The organism is Erwinia sp. E602 (assembly GCF_018141005.1).
Lineage (GTDB): Bacteria > Pseudomonadota > Gammaproteobacteria > Enterobacterales > Enterobacteriaceae > Erwinia.
This window is the reverse complement of record NZ_CP046582.1, coordinates 3,983,583-4,009,974: the sequence shown is the minus strand read 5'-3', so window position 1 is coordinate 4,009,974 and position 26,392 is coordinate 3,983,583. Positions and strand designations below refer to the sequence as shown.

The following is a 26,392-nucleotide window of genomic DNA, read 5'->3' as shown; positions in this document are numbered from 1 at the left end:
CATGGCTGACTATCAGGGTAAAAAAGTGGTCATCATCGGGCTGGGGCTGACCGGCCTCTCCTGCGTTGATTTCTTTTTAGCGCGGGGAGTCACTCCCCGCGTGATGGATACCCGTGTCGTGCCGCCGGGGCTGGAGAAGCTGCCGAAAGGAGTGGAGCGCTGGCTCGGATCGTTAAATGACGGCTGGCTGCAGAACGCTGACCTGATCGTCGCCAGCCCTGGCATGGCGCTGGCGCACCCGTCGCTGGCGGCGGCACAGGATGCCGGCGTGGAGATCGTCGGTGATATCGAGCTGTTCTGCCGCGAAGCGCAGGCGCCGATCGTGGCGATCACCGGCTCTAACGGCAAAAGCACCGTTACTACCCTGGTGGGCGAGATGGCGAAGGCGGCGGGCTGGCAGGTCGGCGTGGGCGGCAATATCGGCCTGCCGGCGCTGACCCTGCTGACCCAGCCGGCACAACTCTACGTGCTGGAACTCTCCAGCTTCCAGCTGGAGACCACCTCCAGCCTGCAGGCGGCCGCGGCGACCATCCTCAACGTCACCGAGGATCATATGGATCGCTACCCGCTGGGGATGCAGCAGTATCGCGCCGCCAAGTTACGTATTTATGACGGTGCCGCGGTCTGCGTGGTCAACGCGGACGACGCGATGAGCATGCCGGTACGCGGTGCCGATCCGCGCTGCGTCAGTTTCGGCGTCGACGTCGGTGACTACCACCTCAACCGCCAGCAGGGCAGCGTCTGGCTGCGCGCGCGCGGGGAGAAAGTGCTGGATACCGCCGAGATGCACCTGGTCGGCCAGCACAACTACACCAACGCGCTGGCCGCGCTGGCGCTGGCCGACGCCGTCGGCCTGCCGCGCGCCAGCAGCCTGAAGGCGCTGACCACCTTTGGCGGGCTGCCGCACCGCTTCCAGCTGGTGCATGAACACAACGGCGTGCGCTGGATTAACGACTCGAAAGCCACCAACGTCGGCAGCACCGAAGCCGCGCTGAATGGTTTACAGATTAAGGGCACCCTGTGGCTACTGCTGGGCGGGGACGGCAAAGCTGCCGACTTCAGCGCGCTGACCCGCTATCTGCAGGGGGATCGCGTGCGCACCTTCTGCTTTGGCCGCGACGGTGCTGAACTGGCCGCGCTGCGCCCGGAGATTGCCACCCGGACCGACACGCTGGCTGAAGCGGTGCAGCAGATTGCCTCTCAGGTTCAGCCTGGCGATATGGTACTGCTGTCGCCGGCCTGTGCCAGCCTCGATCAGTTTAAGAACTTTGAACAGCGTGGCGACCTGTTCGCTCAGCTGGCGCGGGAGGCAGGCTGATGCGCGTACCGGGTCTGAGCTTCGCAGGATACCTGGCCGGTGGCCTTACCAGCCGCATAAAAGGCTGGGTGATGGGCACGCGGGAGAGCGACACCAACTCGATGGTGTTGTACGACCGGACGCTGCTGTGGCTGACCTTTGGCCTGGCGATCGTCGGCTTTGTAATGGTGACGTCGGCGTCGATGCCGGTCGGGCAGCGCCTGAACGACGACCCGTTCTACTTTGCCAAGCGCGATGCGTTCTACATCCTGCTGGCATTCGGCATGGCGCTGGTCACCCTGCGCATCCCGATGGATTTCTGGCAACGCTACAGCAACGTGATGCTGCTGGTGACGGTGGCGATGCTGCTGGTGGTGCTGCTGGTCGGTAGCTCGGTTAACGGCGCATCGCGCTGGATCGCACTTGGCCCGCTGCGTATTCAGCCCGCCGAGCTGTCGAAACTGTCGCTGTTCTGTTACCTCGCCAGCTATCTGGTGCGCAAGGTGGAAGAGGTGCGTCAGAACTTTTGGGGCTTCTGTAAACCGATGGGCGTGATGGTGGTGCTGGCGGTACTGCTGCTGGCGCAGCCCGATCTGGGTACGGTGGTGGTGCTGTTCGTCACCACGCTGGCGATGCTGTTCCTGGCCGGAGCGAAACTGTGGCAGTTCCTGGCGATTATCGGCTCGGGAATTTTTGCGGTTTGCCTGCTGATCGTGGCCGAACCTTACCGTATGCGCCGCGTCACCTCATTCCTCGATCCCTGGGAAGATCCGTTCGGCAGCGGCTACCAGTTAACCCAGTCGCTGATGGCCTTTGGCCGCGGCGAATTCTGGGGGCAGGGGCTGGGAAATTCGGTGCAAAAACTGGAATATTTACCGGAAGCGCACACCGATTTTATCTTCTCCATTCTCGGTGAGGAACTGGGTTATATCGGTGTGGTTTTGGCGTTGTTAATGGTATTCTTCGTCGCTTTTCGCGCGATGTCCATCGGACGCCGCGCTTTAGAGATCGATCAGCGTTTTGCCGGCTTTCTCGCCTGCTCAATTGGCGTGTGGTTCAGCTTCCAGGCGCTGGTTAACGTCGGTGCCGCGGCCGGGATGTTGCCGACCAAAGGCCTGACGTTGCCGCTGATCAGTTACGGTGGTTCGAGTCTGATTATTATGTCGACCGCCATCGTGTTTTTGTTACGTATTGATTATGAGACGCGTCTGGCCAAGGCCCAGGCGTTTACGCGAGGGTAGTCGATGAGTGCAAAGCGACTGATGGTGATGGCTGGCGGAACCGGCGGGCACGTGTTCCCCGGGCTGGCGGTAGCACACCATCTGATGGCGCAGGGCTGGCAGGTACGCTGGCTTGGAACCGCTGACCGGATGGAAGCGGATTTAGTGCCAAAACACGGAATCGACATTGATTTTATTCGCATCAGCGGCCTGCGCGGCAAAGGGCTGAAGGCCCAGCTGATGGCGCCGCTGCGCATCTTCAACGCGTGGCGGCAGGCGCGGGCGATCATTAAGGCCTGGCAGCCGGACGTGGTGCTGGGCATGGGTGGCTACGTTTCCGGCCCCGGCGGGCTGGCGGCGTGGAGCTGCGGTGTGCCGGTGGTGCTGCATGAGCAGAACGGCATCGCCGGGCTGACTAACAAGTGGCTGGCAAAGATTGCTACCAAAGTGATGCAGGCGTTTCCCGGAGCCTTCCCGCATGCCGACGTGGTTGGCAACCCGGTGCGTACCGACGTGCTGGCGCTGCCGCTGCCGGCCGAACGGCTGGCCGGGCGCAGCGGCCCGACCCGTGTGCTGGTGATCGGCGGCAGCCAGGGGGCACGGGTGCTCAACCAGACGCTGCCGCAGGTCGCCGCGCTGCTGGGTGAGCAGATTACCCTGTGGCACCAGGTCGGCAAAGGATCGCTGGACAGCGTCAACGCCGAGTACCAGCGGCTGGGCCAGAACGGCCATCGGGTGGCCGAGTTTATTGACGATATGGCCAGCGCCTATGCCTGGGCTGACGTGATCGTCTGCCGCTCCGGCGCGCTGACCGTCAGTGAGGTGGCCGCCGCCGGCCTGCCGGCGATCTTCGTGCCGTTCCAGCACAAAGACCGTCAGCAGTACTGGAACGCGCTGCCGCTGGAGCAGGCCGGCGCCGCCAGAATTTATGAACAGCCGCAGTTCACCGCGGCAACCGTGGCGGATACGCTGGCGGGCTGGGATCGGGTCACGCTGCTGCAGATGGCTGAAAAAGCCCGCGCGGTGGCGATCCCCGACGCAACAGAGCGCGTGGCGGCTGAAGTCAGTAAGGCCGCGCGCTAAACAGATTATGCAGGGGTCAGGCAGGCCTGGCCCGTAATACAGGTGCGGTGACGCACCAGCAGGCGAAGAGATGAATACACAACAACTGGCAAAACTGCGTTCTATCGTGCCCGAGATGCGTCGCGTCCGGCACATCCACTTTGTTGGCATCGGTGGTGCCGGCATGGGCGGTATTGCCGAAGTGTTGGCCAACGAAGGCTATGAAATCAGCGGTTCCGACCTGGCGCCGAACGCGGTAACCCAGCATCTGGCCGGCCTTGGGGCGACCATCTATTTTAACCATCGCCCGGAGAACGTCAGCGACGCCAGCGTGGTGGTGGTTTCGACCGCGGTGTCTCAGGACAACCCGGAAGTGGTGGCGGCGCGTGAAGCGCGTATCCCGGTAATCCGCCGCGCCGAGATGCTGGCCGAACTGATGCGCTTTCGTCACGGTATTGCCATTGCCGGCACCCATGGCAAAACCACCACCACCGCACTGGTCTCCGGCATTTATGCCGAGGGCGGCCTGGACCCGACCTTTGTCAACGGCGGGCTGGTGAAGGCGGCCGGCACCCACGCGCGTCTGGGCAGCAGCCGCTACCTGATTGCGGAAGCCGATGAGAGCGACGCATCGTTCCTCCATCTGCAGCCGATGGTGGCGATCGTCACCAATATCGAAGCCGACCATATGGATACCTACCAGGGCGACTTCGAGGTGTTAAAAACGACGTTTATCAACTTCCTGCACAACCTGCCGTTTTATGGCCGTGCGGTGCTCTGCGTTGATGACGAGGTGATCCGTGAACTGATCCCGCGCGTTGGCCGGCAGATCACCACCTACGGCTTCAGCGATGACGCCGACGTGCGGGTCGAGAATTACGAGCAGCGTGGGGCACAGGGCCACTTTACCCTGGTACGTCATGACAAGCCGCTGATGCACGTGACGCTGAACGCGCCGGGCCGCCATAACGCGCTGAACGCGGCGGCGGCGGTGGCGGTGGCCACCGAAGAGGGCATTGAGGACGAAGATATCCTCAGCGCGCTGCTGAGCTTCCAGGGCACCGGACGTCGCTTTGACTTCCTCGGCGAGTATCCGGTTGAGAACGGTAAGGCGATGCTGGTTGATGACTACGGTCATCACCCGACCGAAGTGGACGTGACGATCAAAGCGGCACGCGCCGGCTGGCCGGATAAAAATCTGGTGATGATTTTCCAGCCGCACCGCTACACGCGTACCCGCGACCTGTATGACGACTTCGCTAACGTGCTGTCGCAGGTCGACGTTCTGCTGATGCTGGACGTCTATGCCGCCGGCGAAGCGCCGATCCCGGGCGCCGACAGCCGCTCGCTGTGCCGCACCATTCGCGGCCGCGGCAAAGTTGACCCGATTCTGGTCTCTGACCACGATGCGGTGCTGGAGATGCTGTTGCCGAAGCTGACCGGCAACGATTTGATTCTGGTGCAGGGGGCGGGCAACGTTGGCCGCATCGCCCGCACGCTGTCTGAACTAAAATTAACGTTGCAGAACAACGGTGAGGAACATCATGGCGGATAAAATAGCGGTATTGCTGGGCGGCACCTCGGCCGAGCGTGATGTGTCACTGTTATCCGGTGCGGCGGTAACCGCCGGTCTGCAGGAGGCGGGCGTTAACGCCCATCCGGTGGACATCCGTGATTTCCCGGTGACGCGTCTGAAGGAAGAGGGCTTTACCAGAGCCTTTATCGCGCTGCACGGTCGCGGCGGAGAAGATGGCACCCTGCAGGGGCTGCTGGAGTACCTGGCGATCCCCTATACCGGCAGCGGCGTGATGGCTTCGGCGATCACCATGGACAAGCTGCGCACCAAATATCTGTGGGGCGGCTGTGGCCTGCCGATCGCCCCCTACGTGGCGCTGACCCGTCAGCAGATGGACGCGGGCATCAGCGGCGAGCTGGAAACGCGCATCGCCGCGCTGGGCCTGCCGCTGTTTGTTAAGCCGAGCCGTGAAGGCTCCAGCGTCGGCATCTCACGGGTCAATCAGGCCACGGAGCTGCCGGCGGCGCTGTCGGAAGCCTTCCGCCACGATGACGAAGTGCTGGTCGAAGCCTTCCTCAGCGGCCCGGAGTACACCGTAGGCGTGATCGGCGACGAAATTCTGCCGTCGATCCGCATCCAGGCCGCCAGCGAGTTTTACGACTATCAGGCGAAATATATCTCTGACGAAACCCAGTACTTCTGCCCGTCAGGGTTGAATGCGGAGCAGGAAGCGGAGCTGAACAGCCTGGTGCTGGCCGCCTGGCGTGCGCTGGGCTGCAGCGGCTGGGGCCGCGTAGATGTGATGATGGGCGGCGACGGACGCTTCTACCTGCTGGAGGTCAACACCTCTCCGGGCATGACCAGCCACAGCCTGGTGCCGATGGCGGCGAAACAGGCCGGGCTGAGCTTCTCGCAGCTGGTAGCGCGCATTCTGGAGCTGGCCGACTGATATGTCTCAGGCGGCTCTGAACGTTCGTAACCGGGAAGCGCAGGAAAAAAAGGCGCGTACCGGGCGCAGTAACGGCACGCGGCTGGCGGGGATCCTGTTCCTGCTGATGGTGGTTGGCGTGATGGCGGCGGGGGGCGTAGTGGTGCTGAAGTGGATGAACGATGCGTCCCGGCAGCCGCTGTCAAAGCTGGTGGTCACCGGCAAGACGCACTACACCACCAACGATGATATTCGCCAGGCTATTTTGTCGCTGGGCGAGCCCGGCACCTTTATGTCGCAGGATGTCGACATCATCCAGCAGCAGATCGAACGTCTGCCGTGGATCCAGCAGGTGAGCGTGCGCAAGCAGTGGCCGGACGAATTAAAGATTCATCTGGTTGAATATGTCGCCGTTGCACGGTGGAATGATGTGCATATGGTTGATGCTGAAGGCAAATCGTTCAGCGTGCCGGCCAGCCACCTCGGCAAAGAGAGTCTGCCGATGCTGTACGGCCCGGAGGGCAGCGAGTCCGAGGTGTTAGCCGGCTATCACGAGATGCGCGACGTGCTGGCGGCCAGCAAATTTACGCTTAAGGCGGCCTCAATGACCGCCCGGCGATCCTGGCAGCTGGTGTTGAGTGATGACACCCGCCTGGAGTTAGGGCGCAACGAGGATATGAAGCGCCTGAAGCGCTTTATTACCCTGTACCCGACGCTGCAGCAGCAGGGGCAGGCAGAAAATACGCGTATCAACTACGTTGACCTGCGTTACGACTCTGGCGCGGCAGTAGGATGGACACCGATAATTACTACGAGTGCTGACGGCGAACAGCAGCAGACTCAGGCACAGGCTAAACAACAATGATCAAGTCGACGGACAGAAAACTGGTAGTTGGACTCGAGATTGGCACCGCGAAGGTTGCCGCCCTGGTAGGGGAAGTTCTGCCCGATGGCATGGTCAATATTATCGGGGTGGGCAGCTGCCCGTCTCGTGGCATGGATAAAGGTGGCGTGAACGACCTTGAGTCGGTGGTGAAGTGCGTGCAGCGCGCCATCGATCAGGCGGAGCTGATGGCGGATTGCCAGATTTCCTCGGTCTACCTCGCATTATCGGGTAAACACATCAGCTGCCAGAACGAAATAGGGATGGTTCCTATTTCCGAAGAGGAAGTAACCCAGGAAGATGTCGAGAACGTAGTGCACACCGCCAAATCGGTACGCGTGCGCGACGAGCACCGCATTCTCCATGTGATCCCGCAAGAGTACGCCATCGACTATCAGGAAGGGATCAAAAACCCGGTGGGTCTGTCCGGCGTGCGCATGCAGGCTAAGGTGCACCTGATTACCTGCCACAATGATATGGCGAAGAACATCGTGAAAGCGGTGGAGCGCTGTGGCCTGAAGGTCGATCAACTGATCTTTGCCGGGCTGGCGTCCAGCTTTGCGGTGCTGACCGAAGACGAACGTGAGCTGGGCGTCTGCGTGGTCGACGTCGGCGGTGGCACCATGGATATCGCCGTCTACACCGGCGGCGCGCTGCGTCATACCAAAGTGATCCCCTATGCGGGCAACGTGGTGACCAGCGACATCGCCTACGCTTTTGGTACGCCGCCGACGGATGCTGAAGCGATTAAAGTGCGCCACGGCTGTGCGCTCGGGGCTATCGTCGGTAAAGACGAGAATGTTGAGGTGCCGAGCGTCGGTGGCCGGCCTCCGCGCAGCCTGCAGCGTCAGACGCTGGCGGAAGTGATCGAGCCGCGCTACACCGAACTGCTTAACCTGGTGAACGACGAGATCCTGCAACTGCAGGAGCAGCTTCGCCAGCAGGGCGTTAAACACCACCTCGCGGCCGGCATCGTACTGACCGGCGGCGCGGCACAGATTGAAGGATTAGCGGCTTGCGCGCAGCGGGTGTTCCACACCCAGGTGCGTATCGGACAGCCGCTGAATATCACAGGATTAACGGATTACGCGCAGGAGCCTTACTACTCGACGGCGGTAGGTCTGCTGCATTACGGAAAAGAATCTCACCTCAGCGGTGAGGCGGAAGTTGAAAAAAGAGCCTCAGTGGGTAACTGGTTCAAAAAAATCAACAGCTGGCTGAGAAAAGAGTTTTAATTATTACTAAAGGCGATCATGCTAGAGCAATGCGTGATCTCCAGGCGTACAGGCACATAAACGGAGAGAAATTATGTTTGAACCAATGGAATTAACCAATGACGCGGTGATTAAAGTCATCGGCGTCGGCGGCGGCGGCGGTAATGCCGTAGAGCATATGGTGCGTGAACGTATTGAAGGCGTAGAGTTCTTCGCCGTAAACACCGACGCTCAGGCACTGCGTAAAACGGCCGTTGGCCAGACCATTCAGATCGGTAACGGGATTACCAAGGGTCTGGGTGCCGGTGCCAACCCGGAAGTAGGCCGTAACTCGGCTGAAGAAGATCGTGAAGCACTGCGTCAGGCGCTGGATGGCGCGGACATGGTGTTTATCGCCGCAGGTATGGGTGGCGGCACCGGTACCGGTGCAGCTCCGGTCGTGGCTGAGGTGGCTAAAGAGCTCGGTATTCTGACCGTGGCGGTAGTGACCAAGCCGTTCAACTTCGAAGGCAAAAAGCGCATGGCGTTTGCTGAACAGGGGATCGCCGAGCTGTCCAAGCACGTTGACTCACTGATCACCATCCCCAATGACAAGCTGCTGAAGGTGCTGGGCCGTGGTATTTCACTGCTGGACGCTTTTGGCGCGGCCAACGACGTGCTGAAGGGCGCGGTGCAGGGTATCGCCGAGCTGATTACCCGTCCGGGTCTGATGAACGTCGACTTTGCTGACGTGCGCACCGTGATGTCCGAAATGGGCTACGCGATGATGGGCTCCGGCGTCGCCTGCGGTGAAGACCGTGCGGAAGAAGCTGCTGAAATGGCGATCTCCAGCCCGCTGCTGGAAGATATCGACCTTTCCGGCGCGCGTGGCGTACTGGTCAACATCACCGCCGGCTTCGACCTGCGTCTGGATGAGTTCGAAACCGTGGGTAACACCATCCGTGCCTTTGCATCGGATAACGCCACCGTGGTGATCGGTACTTCACTGGATCCGGAAATGAACGATGAACTGCGCGTCACCGTGGTGGCAACCGGCATCGGCATGGACAAACGTCCAGAAATCACCCTGGTCACCAACAAGCAGTCTGCACAGCCGACCATGGATCGCCGCTACCAGCAGCACGGTATGGCACCGCTGCCGCAGGAACAGAACCCGGCGGCCAAAGTGGTCAACGACTCTGCTACCCAGACTAACAAAGAGCCTGATTATCTGGATATTCCGGCCTTCCTGCGCAAGCAGGCGGACTAAGAATTTCCTGATAGTAGGGAATTTGCACTCTTTGTGCTAAACTGTTCGCCCGCCAGTAAGCTAAACTGGTGGTCGGATGGTAATTTTTTTGCGAGATAATGCGATGATCAAACAACGGACATTAAAACGTATTGTTCAGACGACCGGCGTCGGTTTACACACCGGCAAAAAAGTCACGCTGACGTTACGCCCTGCGCCGGCTAACACCGGGGTCATCTATCGTCGCACTGACTTGAATCCACCGGTTGATTTCCCGGCTGATGCCAAATCCGTGCGTGATACCATGCTCTGTACTTGCCTGGTCAATGAGCATGACGTGCGTATTTCGACAGTCGAACACCTGAACGCCGCTCTGGCAGCACTCGGCATCGATAATATTGTGGTGGAAGTTAACGCGCCTGAAATCCCGATTATGGATGGCAGCGCCGCGCCCTTTATCTATCTGCTGATGGATGCCGGCATCGAAGAGCTGAACAGCGCGAAGAAATTTGTGCGCATCAAACAACCTGTCCGGGTTGAAGAAGGCGACAAATGGGCTGAACTGACCCCGCATAATGGTTTCTCACTGGATTTCACCATTGATTTTAACCATCCTGCGATCGACGCCAGCACCCAGCGCTACCGTATGGACTTCTCTGCCGAAGCCTTTACGCGCCAGCTCAGCCGTGCTCGTACTTTCGGTTTTATGCGCGACATTGAAGCGCTGCAGTCGCGTGGTCTGTGCCTGGGTGGCAGCTTTGACTGTGCCATCGTGGTCGATGACTACCGCGTGCTGAACGAAGACGGCTTACGCTTCGAAGATGAGTTCGTGCGCCACAAAATGCTCGACGCCGTTGGCGACCTGTATATGTGCGGCCACAACATTATCGGTGCACTGACGGCGTTTAAGTCTGGCCATGCGCTGAACAATAAACTGCTGCAGGCGGTTCTGGCGAAGCAGGAAGCCTGGGAATGGGCAACGTTCGAAGACGAAGCTGAACTTCCGGTGACGTTCAAGGCACCTAACCTGGTTCTGGCCTAAGCCAGAACCGGTAGTATCTGGTGACTGACACAGGCTGTGTGGTCAACGGGTAAATTAACGACTGGTTGAGCGGGTACTCTCTCCGGCCAGCGAGGCCAGTCGTTCTAAAATCTTCTTCAGTTTTTCCGGGCTGTTACTGGCCACCGCACGCAAACTTTCCGCACTCTGCTCCGTCATCTTTCTCAGCACCGGTTTTTCTTCGGTAGTCGCCTGAGCGCTGTTTTCTTGCACGGTTTTAAGCCCTTTTGAGGCCAGCGACGGATTAATCCTGATGTCGATTGCCGTCAATGATGGTAATATTTGCGCACGTAAAGCTGATAACAGACTGGCCTGTTCATAGCGTAAGCGCATCAGCCAGCTGGCGTTAGCCGTTTCGATCACCAGAATCCCCTGACGGAAGTTGGCTACGCGGCACCATGGGTGCAGCTGAGCGGGCAGAACCCCCTGAACGGCGCGATTCAGCTTATTCAGGGCGATGGCACGCTGCTGCACATGTTGCAACACGCTCTGCTCCTGGGCGAGATCGAAAAAACTTTCAATTGATTGTGGGCGACTATCACGCATAGTTAGCTCCGGCGGAACACAGTGATCGGTATTCTGAGTCGTTGGCGACAATTTGGCAGACGTTACTTCTGGCCACATCTCCTGCTGGGGATGGTCGCGGCCAGTCTCGGCCTGCCGCAGGCGTCCGCACACGACCACACTACTTTATCAGAAACCTCGTCGCGCAGCCTGAATATCAGCAGCGTGGCGCGCAGCCACCATCTGGCGCTGCTGCAGGAGAGCGTCCGCCGCCCCAGCTTTAGCGTTGATTACTGGCACCAGCACGCGATCCGCACGGTAATCCGCCACCTCTCGTTTACGCTGACGCCGTCGGTTTCTCCGGCCACCGTTGCTGAACAGCCGCTGGAAGCCCACAAGCTGGCGCTGCTGGATACCTTAAACGCCTTACTGACCCACGAAGCGCGGCCGCCGGTGATTATCCGTCGTACCGCCGAGCGCGAAGTCTCCGTTTCCTCTCTGCATCATCCCGGCCTCTGGCTGGCGCAGGTTCGCGGCATCCGTGCCGGACCTGCTTCTCTGGTTTAACTCACCCAAACGATCGTTAACCCCTTTTGAGTGACCGTCGCACATCGCGATGGCAGAGAGAAACTATCTATTATGATTAGCAAATTATTGACCAAAGTCTTTGGCAGCAGCAATGACCGTACCCTGCGCCGTATGCGCAAAGTAGTTGAGCAGATCGGCAAGATGGAGCCGGATTTCGTCAGGCTGACGGATGAAGAGCTGCAGGCAAAAACCAACGAATTCCGTGCCCGCCTGGAGAAAGGCGAATCGCTGGAGAGCCTGATCCCGGAAGCCTTCGCCACCGTGCGCGAAGCCAGTAAACGCGTCTTCGGCATGCGCCACTTCGACGTGCAGCTGCTGGGCGGTATGGTACTGAACGACCGTTGCATCGCCGAAATGCGCACCGGTGAAGGTAAAACCCTGACCGCTACCCTGCCTGCCTACCTGAATGCCCTGAGCGGCAAAGGCGTGCACGTGGTGACGGTCAACGACTATCTGGCCCAGCGTGACGCCGAAAACAACCGTCCGCTGTTCGAGTTCCTTGGCCTGAGCGTCGGCATCAACCTGCCGGGCATGCCGGCACCGGCCAAACGTGCTGCCTACGCTGCTGATATTACCTATGGTACTAACAACGAATACGGCTTCGACTACCTGCGCGATAACATGGCGTTCAGCCCGGAAGAGCGCGTACAGCGCAAGCTGAACTATGCGCTGGTGGATGAGGTTGACTCCATTCTGATCGATGAAGCGCGTACCCCGCTGATCATCTCCGGCCCGGCGGAAGACAGCTCCGAGCTGTATATCAAGGTTAACAAGATTATCCCTAACCTGATCCGTCAGGAAAAAGAAGACTCCGACAGCTTCCAGGGCGAAGGCCACTTCTCGGTGGATGAGAAATCACGCCAGGTGCACCTGACCGAGCGCGGTCTGGTGGCGATTGAAGGGCTGATGGTCAGCGAAGGCATCATGGAAGAGGGCGAGTCGCTCTACTCGCCGGGCAACATTATGATGATGCATCACGTGACCGCCGCGCTGCGCGCCCACGTGCTGTTCACCCGCGACGTAGACTACATCGTAAAAGACGGCGAAGTGATCATCGTTGATGAACACACCGGCCGTACCATGCAGGGCCGCCGCTGGTCTGACGGCCTGCATCAGGCGGTGGAAGCCAAAGAGGGCGTGGATATACAGAACGAGAACCAGACGCTGGCCTCGATCACCTTCCAGAACTACTTCCGCCTGTATAACAAACTGGCCGGTATGACCGGTACCGCCGACACCGAAGCCTTTGAATTCAGCTCGATTTACAAGCTGGATACCATCGTGGTACCGACCAACCGCCCGATGCAGCGTAAAGATCTGCCGGACCTGGTCTATATGACCGAGCTGGAGAAGATTGGCGCGATTATCGAAGATATCCGCGAACGTTCCGCTAACGGTCAGCCGATCCTGGTCGGTACCATTTCGATTGAAAAATCGGAAGTGGTGTCCAACGAACTGACCCGCGCCGGCATCAAACATGAAGTGCTGAACGCCAAGTTCCACGCCCGCGAAGCGGATATCGTGGCGCAGGCCGGTCAGCCGGGTGCGGTCACCATCGCCACCAACATGGCCGGTCGTGGTACCGATATCGTGCTGGGCGGCAGCTGGCAGGCAGAGATTGCCGACCTGACCGATCCCACCGCCGAGCAGATTGAAGCGATCAAGAGCGCGTGGAAAGTGCGCCATGAAGCGGTACTGGCCTCCGGTGGTCTGCACATTATCGGCACCGAGCGTCATGAATCACGCCGTATTGATAACCAGCTGCGCGGTCGTTCCGGCCGTCAGGGTGACCAGGGTTCCTCCCGCTTCTACCTGTCGATGGAAGATGCGCTGATGCGTATCTTTGCCTCTGACCGCGTCTCAAACATGATGCGCAAGCTGGGTATGAAGCCGGGCGAAGCGATTGAGCACCCGTGGGTGACCAAGGCGATTGCTAACGCGCAGCGCAAGGTGGAGAGCCGCAACTTCGATATCCGTAAGCAGCTGCTGGAGTATGATGACGTGGCAAACGACCAGCGCCGCGCCATCTACACCCAGCGTAACGAGCTGCTGGACGTGTCTGACGTTTCTGAAACCATCGCCAGCATCCGCGAAGATGTCTTCAAAGCCACCATCGACGGTTCGATTCCACCGGAGTCGCTGGAAGAGATGTGGGATGTGCCAGGCCTGCAGGAGCGCCTGAAAAACGATTTCGATCTCGACCTGCCGATCGCCGACTGGCTGGAAAAAGAGCCTGAGCTGCATGAAGAGACGCTGCGCGAGCGCATCATGGACGAAGCCAAGGCTCAGTACCTGCGCAAAGAAGAGATTGTCGGCACCGAGATGATGCGCAACTTCGAGAAAGGCGTGATGCTGCAGACGCTGGATTCGCTGTGGAAAGAGCACCTGGCGGCGATGGACTACCTGCGTCAGGGTATCCACCTGCGCGGCTATGCGCAGAAGGATCCAAAGCAGGAGTACAAGCGTGAATCCTTCGCCATGTTCGCGGCGATGCTGGAATCACTGAAGTATGAAGTGGTCAGCACCCTGAGCAAGGTACAGGTGCGTATGCCGGAAGAAGTTGAGCAGATGGAAGAGCAGCGCCGCCAGGAGGCCGAGCGCCTGGCGCAGCAGCAGCACCTGAGCCACGTTGACGATGCAACCGAGGAAGCGCAGGCGCTGGCCGCCCAGACCGGCGAACGTAAGGTTGGCCGTAACGACCTGTGCCCGTGTGGTTCCGGTAAGAAATATAAGCAGTGCCACGGCCGTCTGAGCTAATCTCCTCAGCGTGTGCTAAAGCAGGGCCGGATGAGAATCCGGCCCTTTTTTATGGCGTAGCGTATGACTGACAGACCATGAACACCCACCCACCACCACGGCATATTCGCCAACCACCTGCCATCTTCTGCAACGGGTTTGATTTTTTCCCTGCCCCTTATCACGGTTTCTTTTTCCCGTCTGATAAGTTTCATTATTCTGAGATGACAATCCGTCGACGATCTCCATCTGCCAGTCTGACCGGTAGCCACGGTCGGTGTGGGGGGCAGAGAGTACGCTATTCTTCCGGATGTCTGTAGGGAGTGGTCTGAAGGTAATGTCGGGGTAATGTTGGCGTAATAAAGGGTAATGAGGATGGAATGGGGGCAACGGGATGCCCGATCGCTCTAACAGTAAAAAGGCAGCCGGTGAGGGCTGCCATGAGATTAACTTAATCCGTTTTAGAGAGAATTACTTCTTAGCATCACCGATTTCATTCCAGGCGTCCTGCCATGCAGAACCCACACCCGGCTCATAATGGTTGGCGCTTGATGAGTAAATCGTACACCAGCCGGCAACTGCACCCTGCTTACACTCGTAAACTTTGTTGGTTTTTGGCTGCAGTACGGTGGTGCCTGCTTTGTACTTCGCAATGTTCTGCGGATAAACGAACTCAGCATCACCGGCAGAGACTGGCGCGGTCAGATTTACCTTGAAATCTTCCATTAACATATCGTCAGAACCACGTGGGATTCCCAATACGTTGACAGAGTACACGCCTGAAGCGTTGGCATCCACCGGCACCTGCAGCGTCTTCTTACCGTCTTTCAGGGTTACGGACAGGAACCCTCTGAAAGAATTATCCTCACCGTGTACTTTGGTGTTCACCACCAGGTCGCCTTCGGCTACCACATCAAAGGTCACGATGGCTTTACCATCAACAATCGGGTAGCTTTCCTTGATCTGGCTCAAGGTCATCGACGCCTTGCTTTCGTTTTCAGAGTGGGTTTCGACCACTACGCTGCGCAGCGTGCTGCCTGCACGGGTATAAATCTGGTTCAGATCGGAAGAAGGATTCACTTCACCCTTCGCATTTTTAGAACCTGCGCGGATATCCTTGTGGGCACTGTTGATTTTTTCTGCCAGCGCCTTAGGCCAGTTCTGCTTTTTACCTGCTTCGTCACTGGTGATATCCATTACCAGCTCCAGTCGGGTATTTTCACCGTTGGTGTCGAAGAAGCGCACTTTCACATTGTCACCGGCTTTAAGATCTTTATGTGCCGTAATCGAGCCGATTGAGTTACTCCATTCAGACGGAACGCCACCGTCGAACTCCACGTCTACGGTTTTGTAGAAGCTGTTGCCGGTATCGTCAATTTCCCAGCTGGCGTAAATCACCTGATAACCGTTACGCTCCGGTACCTGGCAGGTGTGAGTTACATCTGCACCTGAAGGGGCAGGGATTTGACCATGGCCGTCAACCACGCAGAATGGCGTCAGTTCAAAAGCGTCACGGGTCAGCGGTTTGTTGGCATCCCAGTCCTGTTTGGTGATGAAGTATTTAAAATCAGTTGTCTTGTGGGCTGCAGTAAAGTGCCAGGTGAAGGTGTTAGTCCCCGCCTGCATTTTATTTTTGTACCAGCGAGTGCTGTCCTGAGCATTGAGTAATTTACCAATACCGGCAGTACCACCGTTACCACTTACCAGTTCACCGTCTGGCGGTGTGCCTGGCTTAGGGAAACCTTTTGGTGATTCACCCACACTCTGAGGTTCCCACTGTGCCTGACCGCACTCGGCGTTTTGCTGGGTCTGGCACAGACGATCGCGGGAAGGTGGCTCGCTGATAAATCCGTGTGCTAATGCACTGCCGCTGATCAGGAGGGCGGAAACCGCCAGAGCAATTTTACTGACTTTCATAAGTGACCGTATTCTCAATTAAATATTAAAATTAAAAGGCATCAGAAAAATGTTTTTGATGCACTACCAAACTACCCATCCAGAATATTGGCTAAACAACGAAATCCGTTACTTAACAAAACTTATAGTTGTTAAACTGCTGTTTTAACTATTTATTTTAATTCTGGTAATGAGTTGGGATGTTTTTTTGAGATTGATAAGTTGTTTTTGTATTGCTTTTAATACATTTTTTGATTGCGTGGTGTCTTCAGGCAGGTTATTAAGATCTGATGCCAGCTTAATTGCACAGATACGGAAAGTTTAACGGGATGGGGAGGGGGATATTATTTGTTAACCGTTCAGGATAACCCTGTATCCGGATGCCAGCCTGACCAGAACACTGTGCCGCCGCCAGACAGCGGTGGCACAGAAGTGAGAAAAGTGTGATTCAGTCAGGAGTAGAGGAGAGTTTCAGTAAAGCTGTCTCAGCAACGCGCTGTTTTCTGCTATGAACAGCAATCCCCCGGCGGAGGCAAGGCTCGGACCAAATGGAAAAGGTGCAGCCAGTGAACGTCCGGTCAGCACACGGCCAGCTGCCAGCCACACAATGCCGCTGGCCGATGCCAGCAGCAGCAGCAGCGGTAACGGCTGCCAGCCCAGCCAGGCACCCAGCGCGGCCAGCAGCTTGGCATCGCCCATTCCCAGCGCTTCCTTGCCTCGCAGCAGCCGGTAGCCGGTTGCCAGCAGCCAAAGCGAGAGATAACCGGCCATCGCTCCCGTCACGCTTTGTTCAAGCGTGATATCAGGCAGCCAGCCCGCCAGCTGGCAGACTATTCCCAGCCACAGCAGCGGCAGCGTCAGCGCATCCGGCAGCAGTTGGTGATCGCGGTCAATCAGCGACAGCGCCAGCAAAAACCAGCTCAGTAACAGTGCGGCGGCCAGCTGTCCATCCGCGGGAAAAATCCAGGCCATCAGCAGGCTCAGCAGCACGCAGGCCATCTCGGTCAGCAGATAGCGCAGGCCAATCTGCTGCCCGCAGCAGCGGCCACGGCCACGCAGCCACAGCCAGCTCAGCAGCGGCAGATTGTCATACCAGGCGAGGGGTGAACGGCAGCGTGGGCAGTGTGAGGGTGGCAGCCACAGGCTAAATTCCGGCCCTTCCTGTTGCAGCACTATGCGCGGCAGCCGCCACACCACCATGTTCATCAGGCTGCCCGCACAGGCACCTAGCAGGGCGATCAAAAGGAAGATCTCATTCATGGCGTTGCAGTACCAGCTGAACCAGGGTGACGCCCTCTGGTGCGTTGCGCAGCTGTAGCCGCACGGCGTGTACGTAATACTCCTGCTCCAGCTGCTGCAGCCAGCGGCTCAGGCGCGGCAGGTCAGTGTTACCCGGGCTGAACAGCAGCTGGCGGGCATCGCGTCCGGCCACCGTCAGGATCAACCCCTGTTCTGCTGCCAGCGCCAGCACCTCCTCCTGCCAGTCCGGGCTGTGCTGGCGCTGCTGGCGTGCCAGCAGTGGCTCCAGCGCCGCGACCTGCTGTTGCATCCCCGCCAGTTCAGCCTGCGCACGGCGGGCCTGCTGCCGGGCGTCAAGCTGATAGTGCCGGGCGGCCTGTAAACTGAGCCACAGCAGGGTCAGTAAGGCGACAGCGGCGAGCAGGAGCAACAACCCGCGTTCACGCGGCGGGCGGGACCAGACCTTTTGTATGCTGTTAATCATGGTTTCCTGCCAATGGTCATGATGTTCTCCTGAATCTGTATTGTCAGCCCATCGCCGCTTAACGCAGCGGGCAGCGTGCTGGCAAAGCTTAAATGAAGCTGCTGCTGCTTTTCATCCCAGCGCAGCGTTTGCAGCGGATTATCTTGCAGCGTTGCGAGCATGGCCGCAGAGTCTGCCAGCAGCCGCAGCGGTCCGTCCGCAGCGGGCACAGCGCTGAGGGCATTCAGCCGTTCCGTCATGCGTGCCGCCGGTCGTGCCGGTTTTTCGTCCGGGAAATAGCGCTGGTACAGCGCCAGGCTTTGCCGCCCTGCCTGTTTCAGCTGGGTGCCAGCCTGCCAGCCGGACCACAGCGGCGGGATCAGCAGCAGCAGTACGCTGCACAGTGCGCAGGCCAGCGCAAAGGTGCGGGCGTGACGCAGCGGCAGCCGGACGGCAAATTCACCCTGCAGTAAATTGATCCGCTGCCGGCACGCCAGCTGGTACAGCTGCCCGGCCGACGCCGGCCCGTCAGCTGCCTGCTGCCCACTGTCGGCCACCAGGGTGGCCAGCAGCGGTGCGTGCAGCTGTAACGGGGCCAGCTGTTGTTCATTCAGGCTGATGCCCTGCCAGCGCTGATGGCGGATCAGCCAGCGATCGCCCAGCCTCAGCGCCTGGTTTTCATCCGGCACCAGCGCATCGGGCAGGGCACGGGTTACGGCAATCCCCCGGCTGCGCAGGTGAGCCAGCAGCTGATGCAGCCACTGTCGGTCAACGGCAGCCAGATGCACCTGCTCACCTTCCTGCTGCAGCACCACGGTATGCAGCATCTCCGGTTCGCTCAGCGCCTGGTTTTCCAGCTGCCAGCTCAGCGTCTGCGGCGTGATATGGCGTAACGTGGCCTGGTGAAAAATAATCTGACTGGCGGGCAGCAGCAGCACCGTGCCGGAAACGGCGGCGGGTAGCGGAGTGTGCTGATCGCCGCTGTGCAGGCGGCCATCCACCTCCCGGTAATACCAGGTGAAGCACCTGGGATCGTGGCTGGTACAGTGAATAACCAGCGGCCGCGGGTCTTTAGAGCGGGACTTATCCATTTTTTTACTCGCTTAGTCCATAAAGTCGGTCAGAAACATGAAGACGCTTGTCGCGCAGGAGTAACCGGCTACGCAGACTGTTGCTGTATTGCGCTTCTCCGGTCCACATCAGCAGCTCCCAGGCCGTGCTTTTGGTGTCCACGCTGCTCAGCAGCAGGGCCGGATTATCTGCTGCATTGTTCTGCCCGGAGGCAGCCAGCATGGCGGTCAGCGTCTTCCAGCCCGCCGGGGGGCGCCGGCTCAGCAACTCGCCAGCCTGGGCCGCAGACAGTGCACCGTCAAACAGGGCGGTAAACAGCGGCAGTTGCTCTTCGGTCAGTCCGTTAATATTGATACGCAGGCTGTCAGAGGGCAGGGTACAGACCAGCGGAGCCAACCTGGCCCAAAGCGCGGCGTCGATGCCGCTGGCCGGGTCGCGCAGCTGGCTGGGTTCAATAAACGCCCCCTTGTGCAGTTGCGCGCTCAGCGCCAGCGCCAGTTGCCGTGCTTTGTCGGGCAGTACGTCAAGTTCCCGGAGCAGGCGGATAAACAGGCGCTGTGCTGCCGTCAGCGGCGAATCAACGGAGGAGTGCGCCGTGCTGTTCAGCTCGTTGCCCGGCACTGCAGGCGTGACAGGATTACCTGAACCCGCCGTGGACTTGTCCTCTCTCTGTGCGCTGCCTGCATGCTGCAATACGGTATCGGCTGCGCTGTTGTTCAGGCCGTTTGCCGGAGCGGCGTTGCTTTTACGGCCCAGCGCGTTGAGGTTGAAGCAGGCCTGACGATCGCGCCACTGGTAGTGGATCACACTATCCTCAAGCTGCAGTTGCTGCGGCGGCTGCGCGCCGGGCGGCGGGGGTTGCAGCAGCAGCCACTCTTCCGCCCCGCGCAGCGACCAGGCGGATTGCAGCATAAAGCGTCCGCTGTATGCCCCGTGCAGCGCCTGCTGAAAGCGATCCTGCGCGGTCACCGCCAGCAGCGTCATCAGTGCAATCAGCAGCAGCACGGTGAGTACGGCCATTCCCCGCTGGCGTTTGTTCATCCGTGGTTTTCCTGTAGCAGCGCGATATGTTTGAACTCACCCCAGGGCTGCATCGTCAGCGTCACTTCGATCGCCTCCGGCAGGCTGTGGGTGGCGGGCCAGTCGGTATGCCAGCTGCCGCCGGCCCAGAAGCGCAGCTGCAGCGCGCTGATCCCGCTGAACTGTGCGCCTGTCTGCCCGTCGCTGAGACTGACCCGCGTCAGCGTCCCGGCAGAAAAACGCCAGGCAACACGCTGCAGTGAGGAACGCTGCGTCTGCAGCGGATTGAGCCAGTTGCGGCGGGTCAGACGCAGCCGTTCTTCATCGTGATTACTGGCGAAAAAGGGGACATCACCGGCAGGCACCAGCGCCGGATGTGCCGGGATCGCTGCCTGTGCCAGATCGCGGCTGAGCAGGGCAATAATCCGCTCCTCATCGTTCAGGCGCGAGCTGTGCTCCTTCAGCTGTTCACCGTTGCGCAGCATCCCCTGCAACAGCTGATAGCCGACCAGACCGACCACCGAGAAGATGGCCAGGGCTACCATCATCTCCAGCAGGGTAAAGCCTTGCTGAATGCGCCTCATGGCCGGCTTCGCCAGCCGTGCAGCCGGGCCAGTGCCTGGGGAGCCTGACGGTTAAGTCGTACTTCCACCTCCAGAGCGCGGATCTGCGGATCGGCGGTACTGACCCCGCGCCAGCGCCAGAACCACTGCTCGCCGGCCATGGTCATATCGCCGTTATGCCAGTTTTCTGCGGGCCACTGCGCATCCAGCTGCAGGCGTTTCAACTGATAATCGGCCACCTGATACGCCAGCTGCTGGTGCTCCAGATGTCCCAGGTGGTGCAGTTGCCCGCTGCTGGTTCGCAGCAGCGCCAGCCCGGCAATTGCCAGCAGCGCCATCGCGACCAGTACCTCCAGTAGCGTCATGCCACGACAGTTCATTCATTCAGCTCCTCTGATGCCCGGCCGTTATGCCAGGTGATAAATCGTGACGCAGCATCCTGCGCCTGCAGTTCAAACGTCAGCGCGGGCATATCGCCATCGGGTGAAAACAGCAGTGTGGCAGGCAGCTTCAGCGGGCGGCCTTGCTGCAGCAGCCGCAGACGGATAGTCTGCGGCAGCCTGAAATGGCCCAGCCTGTGGCTGAGCGGCTGCCAGTGATAGCCGGGCAGAAAGGCGGCATGCTGACCCGCACCCTGCGCCAGCCGCTGCAGCTGCCAGCCGTCGCTTCTGACTTCAAGGCGTAAAAACTGGCCTTCTGTGGCCGCCTGTCCGGCGGCATGATTCAGGGTAAGGGCCAGCCTGCCGGCCTGCTGACGGGCGTCCTGCGAGGGCAGCGTGGCGACAATCAGCCCGGCAACCACCCCCAGCAACAGCATCACCAGCATGATCTCCAGCAGGGTAAAGCCTGCTGCGCGCTGCGCCATTAGCCCTCCTCTTGCCCTTCCGGCTGCCAGTTGGTCACGTCATCGTCGGTGCCGGGTTCGCCGTCCGGCCCGGCGGAGAACACGTCAACGGCACCATGCTCGCCGGGGCTGAGCAGCTGATAGGGGTTGCCCCACGGATCTTCAGGCAGGCGGCGGATATAGCCATCGCTGCGATAGTTGCGCGGCTGTGGGGCCAGCTGTGGCTCGCGGACCAGCGCCTGCAGTCCCTGTGCGCTGGTGGGGTAGCGGCCGTTATCCAGCTTGTACATATCCAGCGCGTTCTCCAGCGTGACGATATCGCTGACCGCTTTCTGCCGGTCGGCGCGGTCTTTATTGCCCATCAGGCTGGGGATCACCAGGCTGGCGAGAATACCGAGGATCACGATCACCACCATGATCTCCAGCAGGGTAAAACCCCGCTGCTGCCGGGCAAGTGAAGAGGGGTGTGTCTGTTTTGGGTTTTTCATCACGTATTAACCTACCAGGTTGTTAAGTTGTAAAATCGGCTGCAGGATGGCAAGGACGATAAACAGCACCACGCCAGCCATCACCACCACCAGCAGGGGTTCAAACAGGCTGACCGCCAGCGTCATCTGGCCGATAAACGCCCGATCCTGCATCTCTGCGGCGCGGGTCAGCATGCTGTCCAGCTCACCGCTCTGCTCGCCGCTGGCGATCATATGGCGCATCATCGGCGACAGCAGGCGGGTCTGTTCCAGCGCCTGGGTAAAGGCGCTGCCTTCACGCACCCGCTGACCCGCCTCCTGCAGCTGCTGACGGATATAGTCGTTGTTCAGCACCGTGGCAGCGATCTGCATACTTTCCAGCAGCGGCACCGCGCTGTTGGTCAGAATGCTCAGCGTGCGGGCGTAACGCGCCATATTCAGATCCAGCATGATGCGGCCCAGCAGCGGCAGCCGAAGCTGCAGGCGGTGCCAGCGCAGGCGGCGCAGCGGGTGGCGCACTGCCAGCCGGAGCAGCAGCATCAGCAGCAAACCGCCCGCCAGCAGCGGCAGCCCGACCGCGCGGGTCACGTCGCTGAGGGTCATCAGCAGGCGCGTAGAGAGCGGCAGCGCCTGCTGCATATGAGAAAACTGCTCCACCACTTTGGGCACCACGGCGGTGAGCAGAATCGCCACCACACCGATCGCTACCGTGGTCAGCAGCAGCGGATAGATCATCGCCTGGGTCAGCTTGCTCTTCAGCTGATGGGCTTTTTCGCAGTAGTCGGCCAGCTGCTCCAGCACCCTGGGCAGATTGCCGGAGGCTTCGCCCGCAGCAATCATCGCCCGGTACAGCGGGGTGAAAATTCGTGGGTAAAGCGCCACCGCCTCGGCCAGCGACGCCCCTTCCAGCAGCGCCTGTCGCAGATGGTTGAGCAGTGCCCGCTGCGCCGGTTTTTCGCTCTGGGTTGCCAGCGCCTGCAGCGCCTGCGGCAGCGGCAGCCGGGCAGCGGTCAGGGTGGCCAGCTGGCGTACCAGCAATACCAGTTCGTTGCCGGAGAACGGCTTACGCTGGCGGGAAAAGCGTGACGACAGCGCAGAAGCGGCGGGTTTCAGCACCAGCGGCGTCAGCTGTTTATCTCGCAGCTGCTGGCGCGCATCGCGCGGGCTGTCCGCGTCGATTTCGCCGCGCTGGCGCACGCCCTGTGCGTTGACGGCGCGGTAGTGAAAACGCATCTCAGCTACCTTCCTGGCTGACGCGCAGCACTTCTTCCAGCGTGGTGATGCCGTCCAGCGCCTTGCGCAGGCCATCCTGCTGTAGCGTGGTGTAGTGCGGCAGCGGCAGCGTTTTCTGCCCGCAGCTCAGGGCCTGGCGCAGCGCGTCGTCCAGCACCAGCAGTTCATGAATGCCGGTGCGCCCGCGGTAGCCGGTGTGGTGGCACTGCTCGCAGCCGCGCGCTGTCCACAGGCCGTGGTCGGTTGCCTGCATCACCGGGAGCAACATCTGATACTCTGTCGCGTTGATCGTCCGCGGCTGACGGCAGTGCGGGCAGAGCTTACGTACCAGCCGCTGTGCCAGGATCCCCTGCAGCGAGCTGGCCAGCAGGAAAGGTTCCACGCCCATGTCCTGCAGGCGCTCGATGGCACCAGGAGCGCTGTTGGTGTGCAGTGTTGACAGGACCAGATGGCCGGTCAGCGAGGCCTGTACAGCGATCTGCGCCGTTTCGGTGTCGCGGATTTCACCGATCATCACCACGTCAGGATCCTGACGCAGTATCGCGCGCAGGCCGCGCGAAAAGGTCATGTCCACCTTGCTGTTGACCTGGGTCTGACCAATGCCGTCCAGTTCGTACTCCACCGGATCTTCAATGGTCATAATGTTTTTCTCCTCGCTCCATACCTGGCGCAAAGCTGCGTACAGCGTGGTACTTTTTCCTGACCCGGTAGGGCCGGTCACCAGCAGGATCCCGTGTGCCGAGTTAAGCAGCCTACTCATCGCCTCACGAATATCAGACGTCATACCGATATCCGTCAGGGTCAGCTTTACACTCTGCTTGTCCAGCACGCGCAGCACGATGCGTTCGCCATAGCTGGAGGGCAGGGTGGATACGCGAACGTCGACACTTCTGCCGCCAATGCGCAGCGAGATGCGGCCATCCTGAGGTATCCGTTTCTCGGCGATATCCAGCTTTGCCATCACCTTAATGCGTGACAGCAGAAAACGGCTGAGCTGTGGCGGAGGTGACAAAACCGACCGCAACATGCCGTCAATGCGGAAACGGATATTCAGTCGTTTTTCGAACGGCTCAATATGTACATCGGAGGCACCCTCTTTTATCGCCTCGCTGAGAATCGCGTTAATCAGGCGGATCACCGGGGCGCCGTCATCACTGTCCAGCAGATCATTATCCTGCGGCAGGGTGTCCACCAGCTGGTGCAGGTCGAAGTCGTCGCCCAGCGTGTCGGCAATCTCACGTGAAGGCGCATTTTGCTGGTAAACCTGCAGTATCTGCTCCGCGAATTCTTCCGCGGTTAACAGTTTTAGGCTGGCTTCAGGCAGCATGCGCAGGGCTTCCAGCACCGCCGCCAGTGGGCTTTCCTTGCGGTAGCCAATCTGTGGTGGCGTGGTGCTGAGGTTGGCCACCACCTGATACTGTTGCACCCAGCTGTAAGGAAATGGCTGGGACATCATGACTGCTCCGCAGCGTAAAAATCGGCAATCTTTTCTCGGATGCTGTTCAGCGCCTGATTGTTCAACTTTTGCGACAGCTGCCGGTCCAGCGCGCTGTCTGCTTTGCTGGCAGGACGTGAGGTCGCCTCTTCGTGACGGAACTTCTCCAGCTGGCGATCGCTGGTGCGATCGAAGCTCTCCTGCTGGCGAATAATAGTCGGGCGGATAAACAGCATCAGATTGCGCTTGCTGCGTTTGTCGCTGTCAGAGCTGAACAGCTTGCCCAGCAGGGGAATACGGCCCAGGAACGGCACGCTGTTTTGCGTATTGCTGTTACTGGTGTCCAGCAGCCCGCCAACCACCACCGTGCGACTGCTGCCAACCAGTACGGCGTTTTTCACCAGACGGGTATTAAAGGTCACGCCTAATTTGCTGTCGCCACTCATTTCATTCACGCTGGAGACTTCCTGTTCGATCTCCATCATCACCGAGTCGCCCTGATTAATTTGCGGCTTGACCTTAAGCTTGATGCCAACGTCCTTACGTTCAACGCTGTTGAAAACATGGCCGCCTGCGGTGGTCTGGCTGCCGCTGAGCACCGGTACGTTCTGCCCGACGGTGAATTCGGCCTCCATATTATCAAGGGTAACGATGCTCGGCGTGGCGAGGATATTGTTCTGGCTGTTGGTTTGCAGTGCGGTAAACAGACCGGACCAGTTGCCATGCCAGAAGCCGGTAGCCAGGCCGTTAACATCTTTCATGGCATCACCGATACCGCCCGGCTTAAGGTTGCTGATTGGCATATGTGTATCGTTAAATTGCGTACCGCCGGCGGATTTATTTAACCACTGCATGCCCAGCGCCATGCCGTCAGCGTCCTGCATCTCCACGATAATCGCCTCTACAAGCACCTGTGAACGGCTGATATCCAGCCGGGTGATAATCTCCTGCAGCTCGCTCATCACATCCGGCGGCGCGTTGACGATCAGCGAGTTGGTATACGCGTCGGCTTTTACCACTATGTCCTGGATCATGCTGACTGCCGGCGCTTTACCCTCGGTTTTATTTTGCAGATTGGTACTGACGCCGGTCAGCACTTCGACCAGATTTTCGGCTTTGGCATGCTGCAGATAAAACACGCGGGAGTTGCTGTTATGCTGGCCTTTGGCATCCAGCGACAGGGCCGTGTTACGCAGTGACTCACGTAACTGGGGGCTGCCGCTAATCAGCAGCGTGTTGGTACGCGGATCTGCGACGGTCTTGCCGCCCTGTTTATCCCCGTGCTGGCCATTCTGACGGCCAAGGCCGTTAAGGATCTCTGCGACCTGGCTGGCCGAGGCGTGTTTCAGTGGTACTTTTTCCAGGTCGGTGTCGGCAGGCAGATCGACACTCTCCACAATGGCGATCAGCTGTTTGATCACCGCAGCACGTCCGGTCATCAGCAGCGTGTTGCTCGGGTCAAAATGCACCACGCCGCCCGCGCTGCTGTCATTCAGCTGGCGCAGCAGCGGTGCCAGCTCTTTCGCAGTAACATGCTGAAGCTGTACCACTCGGGTCACCAGTTCGTCACCGGCATCACCCTTCTGGCCGGCAACAAACGGTACCGCTGATCCTTTGGCATTCTTTGATGGTATTACCTTTACCACGCCGTTTTTCATCTCAATAGCAGCAAAGCCGTGGACTTCCAGCACGCTGAGGAAAAACTGGTAATACTGTTCATTATCCAGTTCATCATAGCTTCGTACGCTAATCTGCCCGCGTACGGCTGGGTCAATAATGATGGTTTTACTCAGATTTTTACTGACTGTATTAATAAACTCATTAATGTCGGTATGCTGGAAGTTGGCCTTCAGACCTTCAGCCTGGGCACCGGCTGCCAGCATCAGTGCCAGGGTTAAGGCCATCGCGCGGGGAGCACGGCCAGC

Annotated in this window: 25 protein-coding genes; 11 read left to right on the top strand and 14 right to left on the bottom strand. The window is 59.4% G+C overall.

Features of this window, described 5'->3' with window-relative positions; translation table 11 throughout:
* Position 1 precedes the first annotated feature (1 nt).
* The 9 genes from murD to lpxC all read left to right on the top strand — a co-directional run bounded on the left by murD (position 2) and on the right by lpxC (position 10,390).
* Complete coding sequence (gene murD / locus GKQ23_RS20060) at positions 2-1,318, top strand: UDP-N-acetylmuramoyl-L-alanine--D-glutamate ligase (protein WP_212409264.1); 1,317 nt, start codon at positions 2-4, stop codon at positions 1,316-1,318.
* Positions 1,318-2,538 carry a cell division protein FtsW gene (ftsW, locus tag GKQ23_RS20055; RefSeq protein ID WP_056236010.1) on the top strand — a complete coding sequence of 407 codons (1,221 nt, stop codon included), beginning with the start codon at positions 1,318-1,320 and terminating at the stop codon, positions 2,536-2,538. Before murD ends, ftsW begins: the two co-directional genes overlap by 1 nt.
* Before the next feature lie 3 nt (positions 2,539-2,541).
* Entirely contained in the window at positions 2,542-3,600 is a 1,059-nt protein-coding gene (murG, locus tag GKQ23_RS20050; RefSeq protein ID WP_101505411.1) for an undecaprenyldiphospho-muramoylpentapeptide beta-N-acetylglucosaminyltransferase, read from the top strand.
* A gap of 70 nt (positions 3,601-3,670) precedes the next feature.
* Positions 3,671-5,134 carry a UDP-N-acetylmuramate--L-alanine ligase gene (gene murC, locus GKQ23_RS20045; protein WP_056236015.1) on the top strand — a complete coding sequence of 488 codons (1,464 nt, stop codon included), beginning with the start codon at positions 3,671-3,673 and terminating at the stop codon, positions 5,132-5,134.
* Positions 5,124-6,044 carry a D-alanine--D-alanine ligase gene (locus GKQ23_RS20040; protein ID WP_212409263.1) on the top strand — a complete coding sequence of 307 codons (921 nt, stop codon included), beginning with the start codon at positions 5,124-5,126 and terminating at the stop codon, positions 6,042-6,044. The genes murC and GKQ23_RS20040 overlap by 11 nt, the downstream gene beginning before the upstream one ends.
* Before the next feature lies 1 nt (position 6,045).
* Positions 6,046-6,888, top strand: coding sequence for a cell division protein FtsQ (gene ftsQ / locus GKQ23_RS20035; protein WP_056236022.1), 843 nt, complete (start codon positions 6,046-6,048; stop codon positions 6,886-6,888).
* The gene (gene ftsA / locus GKQ23_RS20030) at positions 6,885-8,141 is read left to right on the top strand and encodes a cell division protein FtsA (protein ID WP_056236023.1); all 1,257 of its coding nucleotides are present in this window, start codon (positions 6,885-6,887) and stop codon (positions 8,139-8,141) included. The genes ftsQ and ftsA overlap by 4 nt, the downstream gene beginning before the upstream one ends.
* A gap of 73 nt (positions 8,142-8,214) precedes the next feature.
* Positions 8,215-9,369, top strand: coding sequence for a cell division protein FtsZ (ftsZ, locus tag GKQ23_RS20025; protein WP_056236026.1), 1,155 nt, complete (start codon positions 8,215-8,217; stop codon positions 9,367-9,369).
* 103 nt (positions 9,370-9,472) lie between these two features.
* Entirely contained in the window at positions 9,473-10,390 is a 918-nt protein-coding gene (lpxC, locus tag GKQ23_RS20020) for a UDP-3-O-acyl-N-acetylglucosamine deacetylase (protein WP_212409262.1), read from the top strand.
* Positions 10,391-10,444: 54 nt separating this feature from the next.
* Here the strand turns inward: lpxC and GKQ23_RS20015 are convergent, their stop codons facing one another.
* A complete protein-coding gene (locus GKQ23_RS20015) occupies positions 10,445-10,954 on the bottom strand; it encodes a DUF721 domain-containing protein (RefSeq protein ID WP_101505410.1) in 510 nt (169 codons plus the stop codon).
* 21 nt (positions 10,955-10,975) lie between these two features.
* On the opposite strand from GKQ23_RS20015, the gene secM reads away from it, so the two are divergent.
* Complete coding sequence (gene secM, locus GKQ23_RS20010) at positions 10,976-11,479, top strand: secA translation cis-regulator SecM (protein ID WP_212409261.1); 504 nt, start codon at positions 10,976-10,978, stop codon at positions 11,477-11,479.
* Between the two features lie 72 nt (positions 11,480-11,551).
* Entirely contained in the window at positions 11,552-14,257 is a 2,706-nt protein-coding gene (gene secA / locus GKQ23_RS20005) for a preprotein translocase subunit SecA (RefSeq protein ID WP_212409260.1), read from the top strand.
* Between the two features lie 15 nt (positions 14,258-14,272).
* Here secA and GKQ23_RS20000 read toward each other — a convergent pair whose 3' ends face one another.
* The 13 genes from GKQ23_RS20000 to gspD form a co-directional block, all read right to left on the bottom strand.
* Complete coding sequence (locus tag GKQ23_RS20000; RefSeq protein WP_212409259.1) at positions 14,273-14,485, bottom strand: hypothetical protein; 213 nt, start codon at positions 14,483-14,485, stop codon at positions 14,273-14,275.
* 222 nt (positions 14,486-14,707) lie between these two features.
* A complete protein-coding gene (gene gbpA / locus GKQ23_RS19995) occupies positions 14,708-16,153 on the bottom strand; it encodes an N-acetylglucosamine-binding protein GbpA (RefSeq protein WP_212409258.1) in 1,446 nt (481 codons plus the stop codon).
* A 450-nt stretch (positions 16,154-16,603) separates the two neighbouring features.
* Positions 16,604-17,392: an A24 family peptidase gene (locus GKQ23_RS19990; RefSeq protein WP_212409257.1), complete on the bottom strand. Its 789-nt coding sequence runs from the start codon at positions 17,390-17,392 to the stop codon at positions 16,604-16,606.
* Positions 17,385-17,855, bottom strand: a complete 471-nt coding sequence (gene gspM / locus GKQ23_RS19985; RefSeq protein WP_212409256.1) for a type II secretion system protein GspM — start codon at positions 17,853-17,855, stop codon at positions 17,385-17,387. Before gspM ends, GKQ23_RS19990 begins: the two co-directional genes overlap by 8 nt.
* On the bottom strand, positions 17,852-18,925 hold the full coding sequence (gspL, locus tag GKQ23_RS19980) for a type II secretion system protein GspL (RefSeq protein WP_212409255.1): 1,074 nt from the start codon (positions 18,923-18,925) through the stop codon (positions 17,852-17,854). Before gspL ends, gspM begins: the two co-directional genes overlap by 4 nt.
* Before the next feature lie 4 nt (positions 18,926-18,929).
* Positions 18,930-19,946 carry a type II secretion system protein GspK gene (locus GKQ23_RS19975; protein ID WP_212409254.1) on the bottom strand — a complete coding sequence of 339 codons (1,017 nt, stop codon included), beginning with the start codon at positions 19,944-19,946 and terminating at the stop codon, positions 18,930-18,932.
* On the bottom strand, positions 19,943-20,509 hold the full coding sequence (gspJ, locus tag GKQ23_RS19970) for a type II secretion system minor pseudopilin GspJ (protein ID WP_212409253.1): 567 nt from the start codon (positions 20,507-20,509) through the stop codon (positions 19,943-19,945). Before gspJ ends, GKQ23_RS19975 begins: the two co-directional genes overlap by 4 nt.
* The gene (gene gspI, locus GKQ23_RS19965) at positions 20,506-20,868 is read right to left on the bottom strand and encodes a type II secretion system minor pseudopilin GspI (RefSeq protein ID WP_056236057.1); all 363 of its coding nucleotides are present in this window, start codon (positions 20,866-20,868) and stop codon (positions 20,506-20,508) included. The genes gspJ and gspI overlap by 4 nt, the downstream gene beginning before the upstream one ends.
* The gene (gspH, locus tag GKQ23_RS19960; RefSeq protein ID WP_212409252.1) at positions 20,865-21,353 is read right to left on the bottom strand and encodes a type II secretion system minor pseudopilin GspH; all 489 of its coding nucleotides are present in this window, start codon (positions 21,351-21,353) and stop codon (positions 20,865-20,867) included. Before gspH ends, gspI begins: the two co-directional genes overlap by 4 nt.
* On the bottom strand, positions 21,353-21,820 hold the full coding sequence (gspG, locus tag GKQ23_RS19955; protein ID WP_212409251.1) for a type II secretion system major pseudopilin GspG: 468 nt from the start codon (positions 21,818-21,820) through the stop codon (positions 21,353-21,355). Before gspG ends, gspH begins: the two co-directional genes overlap by 1 nt.
* 6 nt (positions 21,821-21,826) lie before the next feature.
* The gene (gene gspF / locus GKQ23_RS19950; RefSeq protein WP_212409250.1) at positions 21,827-23,032 is read right to left on the bottom strand and encodes a type II secretion system inner membrane protein GspF; all 1,206 of its coding nucleotides are present in this window, start codon (positions 23,030-23,032) and stop codon (positions 21,827-21,829) included.
* Between the two features lies 1 nt (position 23,033).
* Complete coding sequence (gene gspE, locus GKQ23_RS19945) at positions 23,034-24,485, bottom strand: type II secretion system ATPase GspE (protein ID WP_212411902.1); 1,452 nt, start codon at positions 24,483-24,485, stop codon at positions 23,034-23,036.
* Complete coding sequence (gene gspD, locus GKQ23_RS19940; RefSeq protein ID WP_249168436.1) at positions 24,485-26,371, bottom strand: type II secretion system secretin GspD; 1,887 nt, start codon at positions 26,369-26,371, stop codon at positions 24,485-24,487. The genes gspE and gspD overlap by 1 nt, the downstream gene beginning before the upstream one ends.
* Positions 26,372-26,392: the final 21 nt, after the last annotated feature.